This window comes from Levilactobacillus sp. FUA 3915 (assembly GCF_044053135.1).
Lineage (GTDB): Bacteria > Bacillota > Bacilli > Lactobacillales > Lactobacillaceae > Levilactobacillus > Levilactobacillus lanxiensis.
The window spans coordinates 547,280-568,865 of sequence record NZ_CP168704.1 but is presented as its reverse complement, the minus strand read 5'-3'; the positions used below and the strand labels follow the sequence as shown (position 1 = coordinate 568,865).

17 protein-coding genes, 1 rRNA gene, 2 pseudogenes and 1 other annotated feature are annotated in these 21,586 nt (G+C 51.1%); of the genes and pseudogenes, 13 read left to right on the top strand and 7 right to left on the bottom strand.

Annotated features, from left to right (window positions below):
- The first annotated feature begins 213 nt into the window (after positions 1 to 213).
- Genes ACEPST_RS02990 through ACEPST_RS02980 form a run of 3 tightly spaced genes read left to right on the top strand, consistent with a single transcriptional unit; the run spans position 214 to position 2,423 of the window.
- A complete protein-coding gene (locus ACEPST_RS02990; protein WP_125764762.1) occupies positions 214 to 585 on the top strand; it encodes a GntR family transcriptional regulator in 372 nt (123 codons plus the stop codon).
- Positions 582 to 1,475: an ABC transporter ATP-binding protein gene (locus ACEPST_RS02985; protein WP_204121890.1), complete on the top strand. Its 894-nt coding sequence runs from the start codon at positions 582 to 584 to the stop codon at positions 1,473 to 1,475. Before ACEPST_RS02990 ends, ACEPST_RS02985 begins: the two co-directional genes overlap by 4 nt.
- A gap of 12 nt (positions 1,476 to 1,487) precedes the next feature.
- The gene (locus ACEPST_RS02980; RefSeq protein WP_204121891.1) at positions 1,488 to 2,423 is read left to right on the top strand and encodes an ABC transporter permease; all 936 of its coding nucleotides are present in this window, start codon (positions 1,488 to 1,490) and stop codon (positions 2,421 to 2,423) included.
- Positions 2,424 to 2,601: 178 nt separating this feature from the next.
- Here ACEPST_RS02980 and ACEPST_RS02975 read toward each other — a convergent pair whose 3' ends face one another.
- Complete coding sequence (locus ACEPST_RS02975) at positions 2,602 to 4,044, bottom strand: PH domain-containing protein (RefSeq protein WP_204121892.1); 1,443 nt, start codon at positions 4,042 to 4,044, stop codon at positions 2,602 to 2,604.
- Positions 4,031 to 4,510, bottom strand: a complete 480-nt coding sequence (locus tag ACEPST_RS02970) for a PH domain-containing protein (RefSeq protein ID WP_203646986.1) — start codon at positions 4,508 to 4,510, stop codon at positions 4,031 to 4,033. The genes ACEPST_RS02975 and ACEPST_RS02970 overlap by 14 nt, the downstream gene beginning before the upstream one ends.
- A gap of 423 nt (positions 4,511 to 4,933) precedes the next feature.
- Between ACEPST_RS02970 and ACEPST_RS02965 the strand changes: the two genes are divergently transcribed.
- Complete coding sequence (locus ACEPST_RS02965) at positions 4,934 to 5,374, top strand: nucleoside 2-deoxyribosyltransferase (RefSeq protein WP_204121893.1); 441 nt, start codon at positions 4,934 to 4,936, stop codon at positions 5,372 to 5,374.
- 450 nt (positions 5,375 to 5,824) lie between these two features.
- Complete coding sequence (locus tag ACEPST_RS02960; RefSeq protein ID WP_204121894.1) at positions 5,825 to 7,228, top strand: cytosine permease; 1,404 nt, start codon at positions 5,825 to 5,827, stop codon at positions 7,226 to 7,228.
- A 454-nt stretch (positions 7,229 to 7,682) separates the two neighbouring features.
- Here the strand turns inward: ACEPST_RS02960 and ACEPST_RS02955 are convergent, their stop codons facing one another.
- Genes ACEPST_RS02955 through ACEPST_RS02945 form a run of 3 tightly spaced genes read right to left on the bottom strand, consistent with a single transcriptional unit; the run spans position 7,683 to position 9,937 of the window.
- Positions 7,683 to 8,570: a polysaccharide deacetylase family protein gene (locus tag ACEPST_RS02955; protein ID WP_204121895.1), complete on the bottom strand. Its 888-nt coding sequence runs from the start codon at positions 8,568 to 8,570 to the stop codon at positions 7,683 to 7,685.
- Positions 8,567 to 8,860 carry a hypothetical protein gene (locus ACEPST_RS02950; protein ID WP_204121896.1) on the bottom strand — a complete coding sequence of 98 codons (294 nt, stop codon included), beginning with the start codon at positions 8,858 to 8,860 and terminating at the stop codon, positions 8,567 to 8,569. Before ACEPST_RS02950 ends, ACEPST_RS02955 begins: the two co-directional genes overlap by 4 nt.
- Positions 8,861 to 8,863: 3 nt before the next feature.
- Positions 8,864 to 9,937, bottom strand: coding sequence for a glycosyltransferase family 2 protein (locus ACEPST_RS02945; RefSeq protein ID WP_395390491.1), 1,074 nt, complete (start codon positions 9,935 to 9,937; stop codon positions 8,864 to 8,866).
- A 361-nt stretch (positions 9,938 to 10,298) separates the two neighbouring features.
- Between ACEPST_RS02945 and ACEPST_RS02940 the strand changes: the two genes are divergently transcribed.
- The 4 genes from ACEPST_RS02940 to ACEPST_RS02925 all read left to right on the top strand — a co-directional run bounded on the left by ACEPST_RS02940 (position 10,299) and on the right by ACEPST_RS02925 (position 14,944).
- On the top strand, positions 10,299 to 10,541 hold the full coding sequence (locus ACEPST_RS02940) for a hypothetical protein (protein WP_204121898.1): 243 nt from the start codon (positions 10,299 to 10,301) through the stop codon (positions 10,539 to 10,541).
- Between the two features lie 88 nt (positions 10,542 to 10,629).
- Positions 10,630 to 12,099, top strand: a complete 1,470-nt coding sequence (locus ACEPST_RS02935; protein ID WP_204121899.1) for a helix-turn-helix domain-containing protein — start codon at positions 10,630 to 10,632, stop codon at positions 12,097 to 12,099.
- A 636-nt stretch (positions 12,100 to 12,735) separates the two neighbouring features.
- Positions 12,736 to 14,097 carry a DUF2252 domain-containing protein gene (locus ACEPST_RS02930; RefSeq protein WP_204121900.1) on the top strand — a complete coding sequence of 454 codons (1,362 nt, stop codon included), beginning with the start codon at positions 12,736 to 12,738 and terminating at the stop codon, positions 14,095 to 14,097.
- 469 nt (positions 14,098 to 14,566) lie between these two features.
- Complete coding sequence (locus ACEPST_RS02925) at positions 14,567 to 14,944, top strand: MarR family winged helix-turn-helix transcriptional regulator (RefSeq protein WP_204121901.1); 378 nt, start codon at positions 14,567 to 14,569, stop codon at positions 14,942 to 14,944.
- 35 nt (positions 14,945 to 14,979) lie between these two features.
- Here ACEPST_RS02925 and ACEPST_RS02920 read toward each other — a convergent pair whose 3' ends face one another.
- Positions 14,980 to 15,207, bottom strand: a complete 228-nt coding sequence (locus tag ACEPST_RS02920) for a hypothetical protein (RefSeq protein ID WP_204121902.1) — start codon at positions 15,205 to 15,207, stop codon at positions 14,980 to 14,982.
- A gap of 203 nt (positions 15,208 to 15,410) precedes the next feature.
- Between ACEPST_RS02920 and ACEPST_RS02915 the strand changes: the two are divergent.
- A pseudogene (locus ACEPST_RS02915) lies at positions 15,411 to 15,902 on the top strand (Nramp family divalent metal transporter); the annotation flags it as partial.
- Positions 15,903 to 15,911: 9 nt separating this feature from the next.
- Here the strand turns inward: ACEPST_RS02915 and ACEPST_RS02910 are convergent.
- On the bottom strand, positions 15,912 to 16,805 hold the full coding sequence (locus ACEPST_RS02910; protein WP_204122300.1) for an IS982 family transposase: 894 nt from the start codon (positions 16,803 to 16,805) through the stop codon (positions 15,912 to 15,914).
- Between the two features lie 120 nt (positions 16,806 to 16,925).
- Here ACEPST_RS02910 and ACEPST_RS02905 point away from each other — a divergent pair.
- The 3 genes and pseudogenes from ACEPST_RS02905 to ACEPST_RS02895 form a co-directional block, all read left to right on the top strand.
- Positions 16,926 to 17,810: pseudogene (locus ACEPST_RS02905) on the top strand (divalent metal cation transporter); the annotation flags it as partial.
- Between the two features lie 74 nt (positions 17,811 to 17,884).
- Positions 17,885 to 18,083 (top strand) — a binding site (T-box leader).
- Between the two features lie 55 nt (positions 18,084 to 18,138).
- Positions 18,139 to 19,398, top strand: a complete 1,260-nt coding sequence (gene tyrS, locus ACEPST_RS02900) for a tyrosine--tRNA ligase (protein WP_204122292.1) — start codon at positions 18,139 to 18,141, stop codon at positions 19,396 to 19,398.
- Between the two features lie 570 nt (positions 19,399 to 19,968).
- A 16S ribosomal RNA gene (locus tag ACEPST_RS02895) occupies positions 19,969 to 21,534 on the top strand.
- Positions 21,535 to 21,586: the final 52 nt, after the last annotated feature.

Below are 21,586 nucleotides of genomic sequence, written 5' to 3'. Positions count from 1 at the left end.
GGACGAGCTTTCAGACACTGATCTTTGGTGGCTGAAAGTCGAGCTCGGAGACCGTTTCTCAGGCTCCGGGCGGTCCCCACAGGCAGGAAGTACTTGGCTACCGCAGGCGAAACGAAAACAAAGGCGTAAAGAAAAAAGGACTTGCCAAATCGAGTGTACTAGGTATAATAGTACACACAGGACACGTGGCACACACCAAGGGGTGAAAGAAACATGCAAACAAACGATTCAAGCCTACCCTACTACGAACAGCTAGTTCTCCGGGTCAAACAGCAGATTGTCCAAGGCATTTTGCAACCGGGTGACCGCTTACCATCCGTACGGGACATGGCGCGGCAGGAACAGCTGAACCCGAACACGGTCAGTAAGGCGTACAAGCAGTTGGAAAGTCAGCAGGTCATCACTACCGTTCACGGCAAGGGCACGTACGTCCGCGAGACCACGACGGCGGCTGGTGATTCGGCACAGGTCGTGGCAAGCAAGAAGCAATTAATGACATTACTCACAGAAATTCGGTATTTAGGGGTCCCACTCGATGAAGTTGTGAGTTGGATCAAGGCGGCATATGAGGGGGCAGAACAATGACCTTGGAAGTGAAAGGGTTAAGCAAACAGATTAATGGGCGCACCATTATCGACGATATTAGTTTCAAATGGGCGCCGGGCGAAATCATCGGGCTCGTTGGTCGAAACGGTGTCGGGAAAACCACCCTGTTTCGGACGATGATGAACCATTACGTACCTGACCGAGGAGAAGTTGTGGTGGATGACCAGAACTTGGCCCAGACCTCCGTTAAGCAGCGGGAAGTCTTCTTCCTGGATACGCAGTACAATTTTTTAAGCAATTATAGTTTAAAGGAATTACCAGACTTTTTCGGGATTGTCTATCCGGAATTTGACCGGCAACGGTACACGGCGCTCCTGAACCAGTTTGACCTAAACGCGGGGAGCCAATATCGGCGGTTATCCAAGGGGATGCGGGCGCTAGTCAACGTGATTTTGGCGCTGACCTCTAACGCGACCTACCTGATTTTGGACGAACCCTTTGATGGGCTGGATGTTATCGTGCGCGAAAATATTGCGACCATGGTGATTGACGAGGTGGCTGAACAACAAAAGGGCTTCCTGATTTCTTCTCACGATTTGAATGAATTAGATGGGTTGAGCGACCGGGTCTTACTGCTGAAGGAAAGCAAGCTGGCCCATGATTACAACCTGGAAGACGTCCGGGCATCGGCGAAGAAGATTCAGCTGGTCCTGCGAGACAAGACGATTCCGGCAGTTCTAAAGGAGCACAGCCAGTTGATTCGCGTTTCCGGCCGGGTATTGGTTGTGGTCATCACGGATTACACGGACGCTATCGATCAGCAATTGCGGGCGCTAGATCCCGTGTTGCTTGAAGAATTACCGTTGACGTTGGAAGACCTGTTCCGGGCAAACTTAGCCCACGACACGGGTTATCAACTGCTGAAATAGGGGGCGGAGACTTTGCAAAAACAATTAAATAAGTTAATCTGGCGGCGTCACCGGCGGCTATTTGGCCTCATCGGCGGGCTGTCCTTACTGGTGGCCCTGTCCAACGTGGTGGTCGTGTTGCATACCTTGAGCAATGAGAACAACGTGCACGAATTAGTCAGCAACAAGATCAACCAGTGGCAGATCTACGATACCAATGAATTTTCCGCTTATTCATTTTGGCTCTACTTTGCTTTCTGGATGTTAGGTTTTGTCCTCATGAATACCGACCTGAAGGACAATTTTAACCAATTCTTATTCAGCAGTGGTTTTACCCGGCGGCGGGTCTATTGGACCAAGCTGGGGATGGGCTTAGGGGCTGCGATTGTCGTGGCTGCCTTGACGATAGCTTTTCAGTGTGGTATTTTTTGGGTCAGTCTCCCGGCAAGCGTGGGCTTCCATTTAGCCTGGCCGGGGCTACTGACCTCGTGGGCGTCCGGCTTGGCCGGCTCCATTGGGTTCTTCGCCATTTGCTGGTTTGCCGCGTTGATTATTGGGCAAACGGGCGCCTTGGCGATTACCGTGATTGGTTTTTCATTATCGTTAACGGGCGTCATGAATATTGTCGAAAGTATTTTCGGCAAAACGGGTATGGGCCTCAGTAGCACACAATTTTCGTGGCTGTGGGCCGGTATCTCACTGGTCGCAGCTCTGATTTTGTTCGTCTGGGGCGCCTACCTGTATCCACGACTGTCACTGGAACACAACGGCGAGTACCTACTCTTCCCGGGGTTGAAAGTGCCAGTATACATCGTGTTCGTCGTGTACGTGACCTCCCTAAATGCTTGGAACGCAGCCGACGGAACCTCCGCCGTGATTGCCTTCCTGGTCTCGGTCGCCTTCGGTTATTTCTGGCTTTGGCGGCCCAGCATCATGGAAAAGTGGCACGAACGACGGTCTAGAAGCTAAGGCTAGAGAGTGAGTCGGAGTAGGCAATTAAACAAGTCATATCGGTGACTACCAGCTTGGGGAAGTTGGGTGGTTGCCAAGGGGAACCGCAAGACGTTGGGGAACGTGGTGCGGTCAAAAAGACGCGGTATCTGTCATTAATTGGCAGGTATCGCGTCTTTTGCGTTGGAAAAATCAGTTAGGCTTGGTGCAGGTACCACTGATAAATGTCGTTCGCGGCGGCTACGGTGAGATAACGCAGATGGATCGACTGATTCTTGTTGCCGTGGCGCACGTTAATGGTCAGGTGCGCGAGCTGGGTCCGCTTCATCCAAATAGAACGTTTCAGCTTCATGGACTGAATCTTATCGACCGGCACGTAGTAGACCTCGCGGGTCCAAAAGTGACCTGTCTGCAAGGCCAGCAACGTGGGTGTAACCAAATTGCCGGCGGTATTGCGTGCGGCGTAACGCCCCTGCATGGCAGCGATGGGCAGCAGAATCAGGCCGACCCAGCCCCAACTGGGAAATAGCCACCAGAGCAGGGCCACCGGGGCGGCCACGGTGAGCATGGCATTACGAATCTGATACCAACTCCGGGGAACGGTCAGCTGGCTGAGGTCGGGCCGTTGGGCGGGCAGCCAGTCAATGAACGGCCGCATGACCGTGTAGACGGTCGGCGTCGGAATGACCGGCATCACAACTAGGTCGTTGTCATCGTCATCACTCGCGGCCTTAGAGGCAATCAGAATCTGGACCGTTTGCAAATGCAGCCACTGCCGCAAAATATTTTGCTTGATGCGAACGGCCTGTAACCGATTGAGTGGCGCGGTGATGGTGTTGCGTTGAAATAAGCCCTTGGCCGTGATCAGATTGTCGTCTCGGCGCGTGAGCTCGAAATGGTAGTAGCGAGTCAGCGTCCAGAGAAAGGCGCCCAGCCAGGCCACGACGATGATGACTAGAGCGCCGCCAATCAACAGCGCCAAGGCCAAGTGACTTGCATCCGCAATCAGGTGGTCGGACAGGGACCGGGGAACCTTATTGTAGAGTCCCAGCAGTACCAGCAGAAACGGAATGAAGATGAGCGATGTGAGCCCAAATTTGATCAAATCACCGTTGTTGATCTGGTAGTGTAAATCTGTTGGGGCAACGGTTGGTTCCGTGGTGGGCGTTGTCTCACTTTCGTCTGCGGCGTCGGTGGCCGGCACCAGACTGGCTTGCCGGCGGCGTTCAATCTCAACGGCCACGCTGGTTGGGACCGCGGCGAGGCGAGCTTCCGGTGCCCGGTCTTCGTGGCTGGCGGTTTCAATCAGGACTTCCTCCAGCTTGAACGGCTTCAGGTAAAACCACTGCTTACTCTGGACCGTTTGAATCCGGGAATAGGGGATGTGCTCATGGTGCCGGACAAAGACGCCGGAGTGAATGATTACGGCATCCGGGTCGACCACGTAGGTTAGGGTCAGCCATTTGGCAAGCGGATCGATGATAAAGGCCATGACCAGTAACGTGATGATGGCCCAGAACCAAATGGAATCCGTCTCACGCTGGGTGAACAACAGAATAATTAAATACCAATAATCCTTAAATGATTTCGCAATATGTTGGAGCAGGCCCAACGGATGGGTGCGCTTAGGCTTGGTCATGGCGGGCCTCCTGCGCCAACCGCATGATTTGTTCACGGAGACGCTCAGCTTCTGGTAGTTCTAGGCCCTCGATGTCGTGGCTGGTGGCGGCCGTGGCGATGGAAACCTTGGTTAATTTCTGCCACTGTAGTAAGGGACCGGCATTTAGCGTGACGTTCTGCACCCGCGCAATGGGGATGGCAACGCGCTTCTGAAAAATGAAGCCGGCCTGCATTTCCACGGCCAGGTCGGTGATCTGATAGCGGGTAAAGCGGTAACGGTAGGGAATCAAGCCCGTTTCAATCGTGGGCTCGATGACGGTTAGGATTAAGAAGAAGATGACCAGCCAAAGGGGCCAGTCCCAGAATTTGTAGGCGAGCCAGATCAGGCCGTCGAGGACCAGTAAGGCGAGTAGGCTGCCGAGGGCGCTAAAGCCCCAGATACGCTTGATGCGGGGTGGTAATTGATGGGTCTGTGGTTGTTCCATGTGTGTGACTCCTCCCTGTGATAATCCCAGTGTATCAAGCCAACGCATGGTTGACAACCTTGACTGAAATGGTTTGGAAATGTCCGGCAGGATGGACGGGTTTGTGGGTAAATATTTTGACGGGATGGACGCATTAGCTCTTAAAAATTAATGCAACAGCGACCGAGGCTACGTCTGTCGGGCGTCAACCGGTTAACCTTACCTGCATTTGTGAAAATGACGATTGACGAGTCATTTTCAAGTCCGTATAATAGCTAGCAACAACCAAATAGTCCTTTTAACTTAGTCCCGTGAGGCTAACAAAGGTCCGGTAGAATTCACTGTTTAAGCAAAATTGTGAGCTAGCGGCCTGACTCCTTGCGGGATCCGGCCGCTTTTTTCATGGCCGGTTGGTTGAAATGAAAACATTGGAGGAATTTTTTCATGGCACAGATTTATGTCGCAAGTCCGTTTTTTAGTCCCGAACAGGTGGATCGGGTCAAACGTCTCGAATCCGCTTTAGCTGCTAATCCGACGGTAACCGATTACTATTCACCCCGGTTACACCAGGATGCTGCCAACGAACAGTTCACGAAACCGTGGGCCACGGAAATTTTCCACCGGGACATGGGTCAAATCGAAGCCGCAGACGTTATCGTGACGGTCATCGATTTTGAAGCCAAGAACTTAGACTCCGGCACGGCCTACGAGTTGGGCGTGGCAACGATGAGCAAGAAGCCCATCCTGGCCTTACAGGAAAAGGACGAGGCAGTCAACTTGATGATTACCGAGAGCATGCACTGGTATACCAAGAACGTGGATGACTTTAAGAGCTATGACTTTAACGAATTGGCCAAGGGCGAGTTCGTCGGCGAAATCCTTTAAAGCAATTTGACTGGTCTTTGACAGAGCCTCCGGACTGGTGAAAATGAGACCGGGACGCTGTGGGCGCGCGCCCGGAGCCAAAGAGCGGTCTCCAGGCTTACTTTGAGCCTCGAATTGCGAGTCTCAAAGGTAACTCCCACGGCTGGGCTCATTTACCCCATCCCTGCGGCGAAGACTGTCTAAGACCCGCAACTAGATTTAAGGATTGTGGGTGATTAGCTGGGGTTGTGCAATAGTTTTTAACTGGTATACAGTCTGATTTTAAACTAGCGCTGCAGCTAAGCCTATTTGGATAGTGGTTTAATTTACTAAGCGTCATTTATGGATAAAATTTAAAACTATTGGTGTGGTAAAGTCGGAGCCTTCAGATGATCTGGTGGCTTAATCATTGCTAGTCACCAATCACTTGCGGGTTTCACCTGAGCCAAACCAAGCGAAAGGTGAGAAACCATGGCACAAGAGGTTAAAACAGTTGCTAGCACCCAGAAGACGCCCAGTTTTGGGCGGGTCGAGGCCATTCCCTTGGCTCATCGGCGGATGTCTAATTGGGATCTATTTGCGACTTGGATTGGCGCTAACGCCAATAACGGAACGTGGTACATCGGTGGGGTCATCGCGGCCTGTGGCTTTGTCACAGCCTCGACGACTCTGGTGATTGTCGGCCTGATTTCCTATGCATTGCTGGCGGTTGCCAGTTACATGGGGTATCGCACCGGCGTACCAGCCATGGCGCTCACTCGCGCTTCATTTGGCTTGCGGGGGAGTCTGATTCCCTCCGCAATTAATGTGATTCAATTCATCGGCTGGGCGGCTGTAAATACGTTTATCGCCGCCACGTCGATCAGCTATATTTTTGGCGAGCTCTTTGGCTGGCCACTTTACGGCAAGCCAGGCGGGACCTTTGGCCTGATTGTCGGCATTCTAATTATGAGTGTGCTGCATTTATTAAGCATTTCCTTGGGCGCACGGTCAGTTCAATTGATTGAACGGGTCGGTATCGTCCTGGTCGTAATTTTTGTGCTCTGGGAATCCGTCGTGGTTTTCCGGACGGTCTCTTTTCACGAAATCTTGGCGTGGCATGCGCCAACGAGTCTCCGAATGTCTTCGGGGATGGCGGCCGATACGTTAGCCGCCTTCAACTTGGCGTGGGTTACGGCGGCCTCGGACTTTAGTCGCTTTACGGCCAAAAAGTCTGCGGCCACTACAGCGTCATTTCTGGGAGCCAACGTGGGGCTCTTCTGGTTTGCTTTCATTGGGTTATTTGCCACGATTGGCACGGCGGTTTCGCTAAACCATTTCGACCCCAATAATTCGGACCCTAGTACGGTTGCGGCTAAATTGGGACTGGGCGTGATTGCCCTGTTGGTCATCGTGCTCACGAGTACCACGGCCAACGCCGTCAACTTAATGTCGGCGGGCTCGGCTCTGACCAACATGACGCACCGCCTGTCGCTGAACGTCAGCCTGTGGTTGGTGACGATTGCGGCCACGTTAGTCACGTTTATTCCGGTGTACCTGGCCAGCTTCCTGGATGTGTTCGAGACTTTCTTAGATGGGATCGGCATGTTCCTCGGACCAGAAATTGCCGTATTCTTAGTGGATTATTTCTTCTTGAAACGCAAGGACTACCGTTTAGACGAGTTCACCAAGATTCGGGGTGCTTACTGGTATGCCCATGGGGTGAACTGGGTGGCAGTTGCTAGTTGGGTGCTCGGCGTTGTCGCGTACTGGGGCTTGAAACAGGTGCCGGTGATCGCGACGACGGTCGGGGCCACGTTCCTGGCAATGGCCATCACGGCGGTCATCTACTGGGCTGGGATGCGGCTAACCCAGAAACAACCGATTCACGCGTAAGCTTAACAGCCTAGTGGTGGGGCAGCGCCTCACAAACGGTGAACTAGGTCAATCAAACAACTAAACCAACGCCTGCCAGTCCTTTGCTGGTGGGCGTTTTGTCGTAGATAGGTAAATATTAAACTAACAGAAAACGCCTCATCCAAATTGCCCTTAAGGCAGGTGGATGAGGCGCTTTTAATCGTTGCTGATTAGTAATATTGAAGGTGTTATATCAATCTGAAGGGACGGTACAAGTCAACCAATTTCAGTGACCAGAGGCGGATCAAGGTGACCAGCTGTGTCGCTGGTCTTGGCTGGGTACCAGCCTAGACCAGGGGGCGACCTTGGAGACCGGTTTTAGGGCTCAAAGTCGAGGTGGAAGACCGGTTTTCAGTCTGGAACCGACCCCATAGCAGGGCACCTTGAATCCGCCGGCGGGAACGACCACCGACCTTAGTTCCGTTGTCCCCGTCTATTTGACAAGCCAGCCGCTGATGGAGGGCCAACTCTCCTGGTTGATGATCAACCGCGGCGTTTCGTTCAGATTGGTTTGGCTGGAAACGATGCCGGAATCCAAGGTAGCGACCCAGTCCAAGTCTTGTTGGGCGAGGAAGTTGTTGATTTGGCGTGTCCCACCACCATAAGGGTAGGCAAAGGACGTGGCCGTTACGCCGGTATGTTCCTTCAGTTCCGTGACCGAAGTGGCAAAGTCCTTTTGGAATTTACCAAACGTATGGGGTTCCAGGAAAACCGGTTGCATCTTGCTGTCTAAATAGTGCATGTTGTGGGTGTGTAACCCCAGGGTCATCAGGTGCCCGGCTTCGTCTTGGGCGCCCTTGATCTGCGACCAGGTGGCCATTTGACTCCCTTCCCGGTAGCGGCCAGTGTTCCCCGTGATCACGAAGGTCGTGAAGGGGAAGTTGTAGTGGCGCATCACGGGGATGGCGTTGTCAATCACACTGCGGTCGATATCATCGAAGGTCAGGACCACGTATTTCCCCTTGATGGGACGGTGTGACTGGACCATCCGGGTCATGGTCGAGGCCGAGATGACCTTGACGTGATGTTTCTTCAAGAAGGCCATCTGCTTGGCAAATTCACTCGCAGGCACGTTGAATTCATGCAGTTGCGAGTTGTTAGACAGCTTTTGGGCGATTTCCGTGGACATCGAGTCCTTCAAGACCCGGTGATAACAGAAGACCATGATGCCATCCTTCATTTCCCGGTAACGCTCAGGTAGGGCGTAGCTTTCTTCTGTTTCGTGTTGCTTGGTGGCTTGACGGTCGTAGGTCCAGCCTAGGGTGAACACCAGGGTCAGGAGCAAGACGACCAGTAAGCCTTGGCGAATGTGACGACTCATGAATGGGCCTCCTTCGTCAATTGATGCCACCGCCAACCGCAGTACACGGGAACGATGAGCAGTAAGATGCCAATCAGAATCAAGAGATTATTGTTGGCGTGGGGCTGCAGGTTGAGCACCAGGTACAGGCTGACTAAGCCATCGCTGTACCATCCCAGGCTAAAGCTGATGTTGGCAAAAACGACCAGGACCACGAAGAGCCACAGGACGATTAAAAGGATGGCCCGGACGACGCGACTAGCGCGGCTCGTTTTGTGCCGAACCACTGGATCAAAATTTTGTAATTTCATATGTTATAACCCCCGGTCTGGACTACGCCAGGTTCCTTTGCGTTGCGGACTGACGAAGTAAGATGCGATAGCGGACAGACAGCTGACCAGATTGATCATCCAGTAGTAGAGCACGTAGATGGGCACTAGCAGCAGTTCTGGGCCAGCGAGTCGCGCGGTCATTTGGGAAGCCAGAAAGCCGACGGTAAATTGGATGCCGCTCAGGCATAGCAGAATGACCAGCAGATTGCCATCTAGTGACAAATCGTGCAAGAACAGCAACTTAATGCTGTAAATCAGGACACTGAGTGCCGTGGAAATGGCCCATAGGTTGCTGACAACGGTCTCTAATAACAGGAAACGTTGGCCCCAAGGGTTTCGGTAAAATCCCCGCCAGTTAGTTACCAGAACTTCCAAACCACCCCGTGACCAGCGCTGACGTTGCTTCAATAATCCCCGCAAACGTTCGGGAACCAGAATCCAGCACATCGCACGTGGTTCGTAGGCAACGCGCCAGTGGTGACGGTACATCCGCCAGGTAATATCAATATCTTCGGTCATCACGGCCGGATTCCAGCCACCCACATCCTCTAAGGCTGCGCGGCGAAAGGCCACGATGACCCCAGAAACTGTGGTGATTGAGCCGGTCAGGTAGGCCTGGGCTTTCTTGATGAGGTCGATTACCCCAATGTACTCTAACAGCTGGAGGCGACTCAGTAAGTTGGAGCGGTTACGAACTACGGGCTTCCCCGTCACAGCACCATAATCGGGCTGTGAGGTCAGCGTGGTCATCAGTTGCGTGACGGCATCGGGTGCCAGTAAACTATCGGCATCGATGCCGACAATGTAGTCCCCCTTAGCGGCTTTAAGCCCTTCGTTTAGGGCGTTAGCCTTGCCTTGATTGACGGGCAGAGCCACAATGGTGATGGCGATGTTGGCCCATTTGGCTTTTAGTTCTGACATGATGCTCAGCGTATTATCACTGCTACAGTCGTCAATGAGTACCAGCTCGTATCGTTCATAGTTTAATTCTGCTAAAGAACGGACGGCGGCGTGTAAAGTCTCCGCTTCGTTGTGGGATGGGACTAGGATCGACACGAAAGGTGCCGTCTTCTCGTTTAAGAGAGTTCGGGACTGACGTCGACGAAATAGCCCAGAAAACAGACAACCCGTGATCCAAATGATGGAAACAAAGATTGGATACCCGATCACGAAAGCGGCATTTAGCTTGTTAAACCACATAACTTATTATTCTCCCCTAGAATTTAACCTTATTAATTAGCGGCTATCAGCATACCACAGCTAGGGATTGAAAATAAAGGTTAAAATGAAAAATGACGAAATCCTAACATTTCATAAATTAAATTTTGAAAGCTAACGGTTGCGAGCGGTACTGAACACTAGTTACTGGCCGCCGTGGTAGAATATAGAAGAAAGTGAAAGAGAAAGGGTGAGCAAAATGATGCAGGAAATGCCGATTTTACCCTTAGTTGAACGGCTGACTGAGGGGGAGAGCGTGACGTTGTCCACGGATAAGGGCCAAGACGTCCGCGTTTCACCAGAAGTCGTTGCCGGTCAACTCACAGGAAACTTTGTGAGCACAATTCTCCCGGGGATTCGTTATGACGATGCCCGTATTATTCTAAAAGAAACTTTAGCGAAATTTGATGAACAGGGCGTCACTGTGACCAGTATCGATTAGATTTACCCGTGATTGCCCCTGAGTCGGTGGGAGATTATTCCCGCGGCTCAGGGGCTTTCGCCATATTATGTAAGAGGGGGAGAGCGCGTTGAAAATTGATTTTGCCATTTTAAATGATCGCGCTATTTTAAAAATTCGGTTACTGACATTTATTCGGGATCACCATGGGTCTTTTAGCCTCACAGACTTTGCGACGCTGGTCGACCTGAGCTATTCGCGGGCCTACCACGTGGTCTTGAGCTTGCGGGAAGACTTAAAGGCGTTGGATCAAACGGCGGTATTGACGAAGGATACGTTGACGACGACGGTCAGCATGGATACCTATCGTCACTGGTTGTATCAACAGAGTCTGCCCTACCAGGCCTTGTTGGCGACCCTCAGGCAACCGGACCTGTCGCTGCAAGCCTTCTGTCAGGAACATGGCGTCAGTTCATCGACCTTTAACCGGCAAATGCGGCCGCTGCGTGATGAACTGGCGCAGTATAATTTGCAGATGGCGGTCAAGCCAATGGGGATGACCGGCAACGAGGCGTTGATTCAACTGTTTTATTTCATGGTGCTGACGTCAACGTTGACCCCCATGACGGAGTTGCCCGTGTTGTCTGAGGACCTGCAGCCGTTGGGGACGGCCGTTGCCCGGACTTACACGACGTCGGGACTGTATCAGGACTCGCCCAGTTTACAACGACGGCGGGAGCTGATGATCACCGTTGCGCTGCTGCGGTTAGGGCAGGGACACCGTTACCGAAAGCTACGCCTGCCACTGGGCCACCTGACGGACTTGCGGCCACTGGCCGAGCTCTTTCAGGAAAGACTGGGGGACACGCCGCTACAGGCCTTAACCGAGTTGGCAACGCTAGATTATTTGTTGACCAGTTCGCCTTACTTCGTGCGGGCTTTGCGACCGGCTGCGTTGGCCCGGCTTTATCGGGGCCTCCAGCAAAGTCACGGGGATTATCAGTTAGCACCCGGGATTGCGACGCTGGCTGATTTTGCGACTGGGAAAAATTGGTTCGCCAATTGGCTGTTCTCGCTGTGTCAATTCATGTTGCTGTTCCGCGTTGACCCGTTGTTACGACCGGAAATCACCGCGCTGTATCAGCCAACGCCGACCTCAACGGCTGCGGCCCGCGAAATTGCCAAGGAAATGGGCAAGCTCTATCCTGGGCAGGTTGGCCCAATGGATCTGCGGCTGGTGCAAAAGTTTTTGAGCAAGTACACGAACGGCCTGACCCTGACGGCTGCCAAGGTGGAAATTCTGGTGACCTACGACATGATTGGTGTGACCACCGACATCTTTAACCGCTTGTTGAGTGGGGTGGTGCATCTGAGTTTGCTAACGAACGAGACGCGGATTGACCCGGATGACCGGGATAAATACCTGGTCGTCTATGGCGTTGACCCGCTGGCCCGGGAGTTCGCTGAGCAACACCAGGTGGAGGTGTTCCACTGGGTCAAGGAGCTGGCTTATGGGGAGAACTTGGACCGGCTGATTCGAAAGCTGCGGCACCACGAGCTGTCCCTCTTCGCCCTCAACTTCGACAACCGTCCACAATGACAGGGGTTTGGTCTTGGTGTTCGCCTCCGGGCTGGTGAAAACTGAGCCTGGTCGCGTCCGTTCCCGATGGCACGCTCAAGGTGCCCTGCTGTGGGGTCGGTTCCAGCCGAAGGGCGGGCTTCCACCTCAACTTTGAGCCGAAGTGCGGTCTCAAAGATTGCCCCGTGGTCTAGGCTGGAACAAAACTCCAGCCAAGACCACCGACACAGCTGGTCACCTTGGCGTGCCTCTGGTCACTCCCACGACTGGCCCAGTTTTCCCAGCCCTGCGGCTGACATCGACTGAGCCCGGTCATTGTGCGGTGAGTGGTGTCTCCTTGGTGGTTGTGTTGGTATTGGTTGTTTATAACGTAACGAATATTAATGGCGCTTTCGATGTCGTTTTAGAGTTTGACTCATTTTGCTACTTTAATGAAAGTAAATTGATTTAATACGCAAATCTGTGGGTAGCTAATTGGTGGACTAGTGGTAACAATCGTGCCGTTTAATCCTACCGATGGATAGATGTTTTTCATGTTTGTCTAAGCTCACCTAAAACCAAGGGCATTTCCGGCAATCGGGGATGTCCTTTTACGTCGTATCAGAATTCAGTGAAATGCGGTAGAATAGGAGTCAATTAGTAACGGGAGGTGGCGCCATGACGCCAGCAGCATTTAGTACGGGACGGGTTCAGGTCAACAAAACCATCGATGAGCTTCGACGGATGGGGAAGGCGGCTCGGATGCAGGTACCGTTTGAACAGTTAGGGTCCTACACCCCAACGGACCGGGATAGCAATCAGATGATGGACCGCATTCGTCAGCTTTTGATTCCGGAACTCTTACCGGAACGGACGCAGCGGATGGGGGCCTCAGCGTTTGCCTTTTTCCGGGGCACGGCCGAATTGATGGAAGCTGATTTGAGTGCCCAGCCGGACTCGACGATTGCGACCTTTATTTGTGGGGATGCGCACATCGGGAACTTCGGGTTTTATGCGTCCCCGGAGCGGCGGTTGTTATTTGATTTGAACGATTTTGATGAAGCGGGCATTAATCCGTGGGAATGGGATCTGAAACGCCTGCTGGTGAGTGTGTTACTGGCGGGACAGGCCAACGAATTTAAGGATAAAAAATTGAAGCAGCTTCTGCCAATGGTGGCGGCCAGTTACCGCAAGAGCATCAAGCAGATGTTTGAGCAGACCACGCTGAACCGCTTCTACCCCATGAATGAAGTGGAAAAGCTGGTGCAGGCGAGTGCGTTGGACGAGGACAGTTCCAAATTACTGACGTCCATCGTCGGTCGTGCCAACAAGCGGGACTCTGAGCAAGTGGTCCGCAAGTTTACGACGCTTGACGTGCGGGGCAACCTATGTTTTCGGGAAAATGCCCCACGGACGACCCACGTGGCCGATGATTTCACGAGCCATATTGCGGCTTATTTCTCTGCTTACCGGCAAACGTTGCGGCCCGACGTGAACCTCTTATTGTCGCAGTATCACATCACGGATGTGGTCCGGCACAGTGTGGGCGTCGGCAGTTTTGGTTCGCGGTGTTACTTGGTCTTGTTGACCAGCATCGACGGCTCGCACCTGGTCTTACAGGTCAAAGAAGCCTTGCCAACGCGGCGTCAAGGAAGTCAGCAGGCGACACGAATCACGGTGGCCTTGGAACAAACGGAAGGCGAACGAATCGTGGATTGCCAAAAGATTTTACAGTCCGCCTCCGACCCATTCTTGGGATATTTTGCCGGCGCCGAACAGAGCTTCTACGTGCGGCAGTTCCGGGACATGAAGGAATCTATCGACTTAACGCAGCTAGACTGGGACCAATTTCAAACGTACGCCAACACCTGTGCCTGGACATTGGCCATCGCACACTGTCAAAGCCCAACCGCAGCCATGATTCGCGGCTACCTGGGAAACGGCAAATTGTTCGACGAGTCCCTGGCTGATTTCGCCTGGGCATACGCGGAACAAGTCCAAAAGGATTACCAATCTTTCGTCAGTTACCGCCTGGCATAATCGTCCACCACACCTCTGTGGTGCGTGGTATAATGTAAGCGGATACATTACTGATGTGCTTGCGTCTACCTGCGTTGGGAGTTCCGCGATTTTCCCAATCAATAGTAACAGGCTTGTCGGTAAATGAGCCATTTGATGGGGGAAAACGTACTGATTAGTTGTTAAGGTAGTGAAAATGAGTGGTCGATGTGAGTGACCAGAAGCGGGTCAAGGTGCTCAGCTGTGTCGGTGTTCTTAACTGAGTGACTTTCTCAGTTTAGAACATGGGACGACCTTGGAGACTCGCGGTCTTTAGCGAGGCTTCAAGGCGAGGTGGAAGACCGTTTCTCAGGCTGGAACCGTGCTCCACAGCAGGGCACCTTGAACCCGCTGGCGGAAACGGACAGAACCATCCCTTATTTTTACTGTCCTGTGGAACGAGAGTCAGCACCTATTGTAGCCATCAAGTGCGGGGAAGGAAGTGGGGAGTATGGCAAATCAGGAACAGCTGCAGCAGCTAACGCAAATCTACAGCCTAGTCACGCAATGCTACAATCAACCGCTAACGGGGCTGGCGGTGAATCTGCCGCAGTGTCAGTTAATGAGTTACGTGGCGGCCGAGCATTTGTCCGTGGCCCAGGTGGCTCAGAAATTAGGTTTTTCGGCCACCCGCACGTCGAATCTGGTGGTCGATCTGTGCAAGCGCGGTTACTTGAAACAACGGGTGGCCCCGAATGACCGGCGTCGACGGTACCTGGGCCTGACCAAGTTGGGGGAAGAGAAGCTCGCACTGATCGAGCAGCAGTTGCCTGAGATTCTCGACCAAACGTTGACGGAACTACGTGGCACCACGCGCGAATTTGGCTAATTTACATAAAGAAAAATCGGTAGACCCACGTGGGCTTACCGATTTTTGGGTTGTTCATGAAGTTGTTGGGCCTGGCGATGGGTCCAGCTGTCTGCCAGCAAGCCGCTGAGCATGACCACAAGTAAGCCACCGGCACCGAGACCAGCGAGGCCGATGACGACCGGACTTAGTTGCCAAGTGAGGAGGGCGGCCAATCCGGCTAATACCAGAATGGCAATAAAGATTGGCGCAAGAATTTCAATAAATACTTTGGTATTTGACATCAAGGTCACCACTTTCTGAAAATTTCTTTGAAAGATTATTATCGACCAAGATTCGTGAAAACACAAGAAAATTTGGTATTTTTGGGATTATTAATTTAATGGGTAATATAAAATTAAAGTTAGGCTCGGTTAAAAAAGGCTTTACAATCACTGACCAGTCAGTATAATAGTGGGATATCATAGAGATAGGGGAGTTGGAAAACATGACAGACAACGTTTCAACGAAGACCAGCTTAACTGGTTACGCGAACGGCCCGTCATTACAAGAAATTAATGGGACCGTGACGATTCCAAAGGAAAAAGGCTTCTTAAAGAACCTATTGGCCTTCTCTGGCCCGGGCGCACTGGTTGCCGTGGGTTACATGGATCCGGGAAACTGGGTGACCTCAATCGGTGGGGGTGCTCAGTACGGCTACCTGTTGATGTCCGTCATCTTGATTTCGAGTTTAATCGCGATGCTATTACAGTACATGGCGGCTAAACTGGGCATTGTGACACAGATGGACTTGGCCCAAGCAACACGGGCCCACACCACGAAACGCATCGGTGCCGTTTTGTGGGTCATGACGGAATTAGCGATTATGGCAACGGATATTGCGGAAGTTATCGGGGGCGCAATCGCCTTGCAGCTGCTGTTTGGGGTTCCTCTGATTCTCGGGGTTTCCTTGACCGTCTTTGACGTTTTATTACTATTACGCGTAGTGCTAGTCTATTCGCAATCCACTTCGGCCACGAACCAGATTACTATGAACTTTGAGTGTATTCCACAAGAACAGTGCTGCTAATCGGCTGCCTAAGCCGATTAGCGTACCGGTTCCTGGATGTTCAAAGTGGCCTACCGTATTGAGATTATTAAAACCAGTCTCAATGTGGCGCCGTTGATTCTTTAAAAACGAAGAGTTAACGTGGCCTGAGTCACGCATGTTCTTTCGTAGTGGGAACCAGAAGTTGATTCCTTGCGTTTTCAGCCGTTGCTGAAGGGGACGGCTAAGATAGCCGCCGTCCGCTAGAACCTGACGTGCTGGGACTTCTCGCAATAATTCTTCGACTGGCTTTCGATCATCAACGTTGGCCGCTGTTAGTTCCCAGTTCACGAAATATCCATTATTATCCATGACCGCGTGTAGTTTGAATCCGTAATAATATAACTGTTTGGTGGCGTTAAAACCTTTATCGGCAACACCTCGTAAGACCCTAGCTTGATTACTACGCCTTGCTGAGACTAAAGTGATTGGTGCACTATCAATGATTTCATAGGTAGTGCTGTGACGATATTGCTTCAATAATTGCCAGCGAATCAGCTTCATTATTTGAAGAAGATTTCGGCACCGGCGGTTGTAACGGCTACGTTCTGGGACGATAATTCCTGCTGCCATCAAAGTTTGGTGGAAGTGCGTTTCTGATGGGTCCCGTAAGTCTATTCGCGTAAGCATGCAGGCGATAATAGTGATATCACTGACTTTTAGCTGTTTGTAATTTTGACGGAAACGAATATATTTTGGCAAAAGTTGGTAAACAGGTGTGATAATTTTGATGAATTTCTGGATAGTCTCTTGAATTAAATTGAATTTTGGGATAGTTTTAAGGAGGCCTTGCATTTACGGTTCTTCTTTCTGGTTTAGTCACCTTAGAAGCTACCGCAAATGCGGGCTTTTTGCATACTATTTGATTTGATTCAAGATTCTATCCAATAAATATTACATGACTAGCACTACGCGTTACTATTGTTATTAACTAAACTGGGCTTCCGTAAAATTGAAGCTATCGTCTTGTGCTTGATCACGGTGATCCTGGTGGTCTTCGCCTACGAAGTCATCATTGCGCAGCCGAACATGGGCGCAGCCGTGGCCAACTTCATTCCGCGGCCAGAAATTGTGCATCCCGGGCAATTAACCATGGCCTTAGGAATTGTGGGGGCAACCGTGATGCCACATAACCTGTATTTACACTCTTCAATTTCACAGACCCGTAAGTTTGACCGAGAAGACCCGGCTGAAATGGCGCGGGCCGTGAAATTCACGACTTGGGATTCTAACATTCAATTGTTTGGCGCATTTGTGATCAACTGTCTGTTACTTTTGCTGGGGGCAGCGATGTTCTTCGGTAAGGGGACGGATCAGTTGGGCACGTTCGGTAACCTGTACGCAGCTTTACAGGATAACCACTTGGCAGGCGCCGTGGCGTCACCCGTCTTATCCACGCTGTTTGCCGTTGCTTTACTGGCGTCTGGGCAAAACTCAACGATTACGGGAACACTGACGGGACAAGTTATTATGGAAGGTTTCATCAATATGAAGATTCCTTTGTGGGTCCGGCGACTGGTTACCCGGCTGATTTCCGTGGTGCCCGTGATTATCGCGACCGTCTTTTACGGGGGAAGCGAACGCGCACTGGATAACCTGCTGGTGAATTCACAGGTCTTCCTGTCGATTGCTCTGCCATTCTCCATGATTCCGTTGACCATCTTTACCTCCTCCAAGAAAATCATGGGGGAGCAGTGGGTCAACAAGCGCTGGGTAACGGTGTTGGCATGGACTTGTACCATTGTCTTAACGATTCTCAACGTGCAGATTGTGCTGACCACGATTAAAGACTTGTTTTAGAACCTCTTTAACGTCTAGCGGGTAAAACCGCGGCCGTCTATTGACTTTTCGGTGCGCGCCCGGTATCATCAAGGGCATAAGCTAAGAAACAGTTCAGTAGTGAGGGCGGCTCCGGTCAAGAGATCTGACGATGCTGAGAGTCAGAACGTCCGTGTTCACGAATTACGCTGTGGAGCGGCCGGATTTTCCGGCGGGTCATTCCGTTAACGATGGCGAGCGGTTGTCAATTGACAACAACTTGGGTGGTAACGCGGATTTTAATTCGTCCCTGATGGCATTAGCCATTGGGGACTTTTTTATGTTGTAGCTAATTTAGGAGGAACGAAATATGTCGATTATTGATGAATTGAAATGGCGCGGCGCCATTAACCAACAGACGGATGAAACGGGTTTAGGCGACTTGGTCAACGAAAAGGCCGTTGGACTGTACGCAGGGATTGACCCAACTGGGGATTCCATGCACATTGGTCACCTGATTCCCTTCATGATTTTGAAACGATTCCAATTAGCCGGTCACCGGCCATACATTGTGATTGGTGGGGCCACCGGGTCAATCGGTGATCCTTCAGGTAAGAAGGCGGAACGGGTCTTACAAACGATGGATCAAGTTCGTCACAACCAGGACTGCTTAACGAAGCAGATGGAACACCTCTTTGGTCAAGATGGGTCCTTCAAAATTGTGAACAACTACGACTGGCTTTCAAAGGTTTCCCTGTTAGACTTCTTGCGTGATTACGGGAAGCTGTTTAACGTGAATAACATGTTGAACAAGGAAGTTGTCGCTTCACGGCTAGAGGTCGGGATTTCTTACACGGAATTCACTTACCAAATCTTGCAATCCATCGATTTTCTTCATTTATACCAAGCAGAAGATGTTCAACTGCAAATTGGTGGGGCTGACCAATGGGGGAACATCACGGCCGGTATCGACCTTATCCATAAGCAAGAGGGTGCGGACGCTAAGGCTTACGGTTTAACGATCCCCTTGTTATTGAAGGCCGATGGCACCAAGTTCGGGAAGTCTGAAGGCGGCAACATCTGGTTAGACCCAGAAAAGACTTCACCTTACGAATTCTACCAATTCTGGATCAACACGGATGACCGGGACGTTGTGAAGTTCTTGAAGTACTTTACGTTCCTGAGCCAAGATGAAATCAAAGAACTGGAAGACGCGGTTGCCACGCATCCAGAAAAGCGCTTGGCCCAAACGCGTTTGGCTGAAGAAGTCACGGCGTTTGTTCATGGTGAAGACGCGGTTGCGGAAGCCCAACACATTACCAAGGCCCTCTTTTCCGGGGATGTTGCTGACCTGACGGCTAGTGAAATCGAACAGGGTTTCAAGAAGATGCCTTCCGTCACGGTTAACGCTGATCAGAAGAACATCGTTGAGTGGTTAGTTGATGACACGAAGATTGAATCCTCTCGGCGTCAAGCACGAGAAGACTTAACTAACGGTGCCATCCGCATCAATGGTGAAAAAGTCACGGCAACGGATATCGATATTGATCCAACCAGTGCGTTTGATGGTAAGTTTGTCATCGTTCGTCGGGGTAAAAAGCGTTACTTCTTAGTCCGGGTTGAAGCTTAATTGCTAAAATAATGAAGCACGCGCAGGCCATTGGCTAGCGCGTGCTTTTTTGTCGTCAAAATAAAGACGAACGGTTGTTGGATAAAAAACAGGAAACACACGGCCGTCAGGTAACTATTTGGAAGCTTTCAATCATAAGATATGCCTTTGAAAAAAGATTGTTTTATTTTCAGTTTTTAGTTGACGGGGTGGGCTGTGGTTGGTATAGTTATATACGTTGTCACGGCGATTAACCAACTAGACCAATTCGAAAGATTGAAAATAGTTGTTGACAAGCATGACAACAAAATGATATATTAACTAGGTTGCTTCGTTGGAAGTAACCGTCAACGAGAAACGTTGTTAAATCAAACTTCTTGTTGACATCAAATCAGTTAAATGATATGATGATTAAGTTGTCTGCGAGAGCAGATAGCTGGTAGACCTTTGAAAACTGAACATTGTTTCGACAAACCAAATATGTGTAGGGCGGTTTGATACTTGGTATCAAACCCAAACAATATTTGCGAAGTCAATTCGCTTTTATAACAAAAAGTAACAACAATCGATGAGCTATTCAAGCATCATCTTTAAGATGAGAGTTTGATCCTGGCTCAGGACGAACGCTGGCGGCATGCCTAATACATGCAAGTCGAACGAGCTTCCGTTGAATGACGTGCTTGCACTGATTTTAACATTGAAGCGAGTGGCGAACTGGTGAGTAACACGTGGGAAATCTGCCCAGAAGCAGGGGATAACACTTGGAAACAGGTGCTAATACCGTATAACAACAAGAACCGCATGGTTCTTGTTTGAAAGGTGGCTTCGGCTATCACTTCTGGATGATCCCGCGGCGTATTAGTTAGTTGGTGAGGTAAAGGCCCACCAAGACAATGATACGTAGCCGACCTGAGAGGGTAATCGGCCACATTGGGACTGAGACACGGCCCAAACTCCTACGGGAGGCAGCAGTAGGGAATCTTCCACAATGGACGAAAGTCTGATGGAGCAATGCCGCGTGAGTGAAGAAGGGTTTCGGCTCGTAAAACTCTGTTGTTAAAGAAGAACACTTCTGAGAGTAACTGTTCAGAAGTTGACGGTATTTAACCAGAAAGCCACGGCTAACTACGTGCCAGCAGCCGCGGTAATACGTAGGTGGCAAGCGTTGTCCGGATTTATTGGGCGTAAAGCGAGCGCAGGCGGTTTCTTAAGTCTGATGTGAAAGCCTTCGGCTTAACCGGAGAAGTGCATCGGAAACTGGGTAACTTGAGTGCAGAAGAGGACAGTGGAACTCCATGTGTAGCGGTGGAATGCGTAGATATATGGAAGAACACCAGTGGCGAAGGCGGCTGTCTAGTCTGTAACTGACGCTGAGGCTCGAAAGCATGGGTAGCGAACAGGATTAGATACCCTGGTAGTCCATGCCGTAAACGATGAGTGCTAGGTGTTGGAGGGTTTCCGCCCTTCAGTGCCGCAGCTAACGCATTAAGCACTCCGCCTGGGGAGTACGACCGCAAGGTTGAAACTCAAAGGAATTGACGGGGGCCCGCACAAGCGGTGGAGCATGTGGTTTAATTCGAAGCTACGCGAAGAACCTTACCAGGTCTTGACATACTATGCAAATCCTAGAGATAGGACGTTCCCTTCGGGGACATGGATACAGGTGGTGCATGGTTGTCGTCAGCTCGTGTCGTGAGATGTTGGGTTAAGTCCCGCAACGAGCGCAACCCTTATTATCAGTTGCCAGCATTAAGTTGGGCACTCTGGTGAGACTGCCGGTGACAAACCGGAGGAAGGTGGGGATGACGTCAAATCATCATGCCCCTTATGACCTGGGCTACACACGTGCTACAATGGACGGTACAACGAGTTGCGAAGTCGTGAGGCTAAGCTAATCTCTTAAAGCCGTTCTCAGTTCGGATTGTAGGCTGCAACTCGCCTGCATGAAGTTGGAATCGCTAGTAATCGCGGATCAGCATGCCGCGGTGAATACGTTCCCGGGCCTTGTACACACCGCCCGTCACACCATGAGAGTTTGTAACACCCAAAGCCGGTGAGATAACCTTCGGGAGTCAGCCGTCTAAGGTGGGACAGATGATTAGGGTGAAGTCGTAACAAGGTAGCCGTAGGAGAACCTGCGGCTGGATCACCTCCTTTCTAAGGAATATACGGAGGCTACACATACTTTGTCGAAACAATGGTCAGTTTT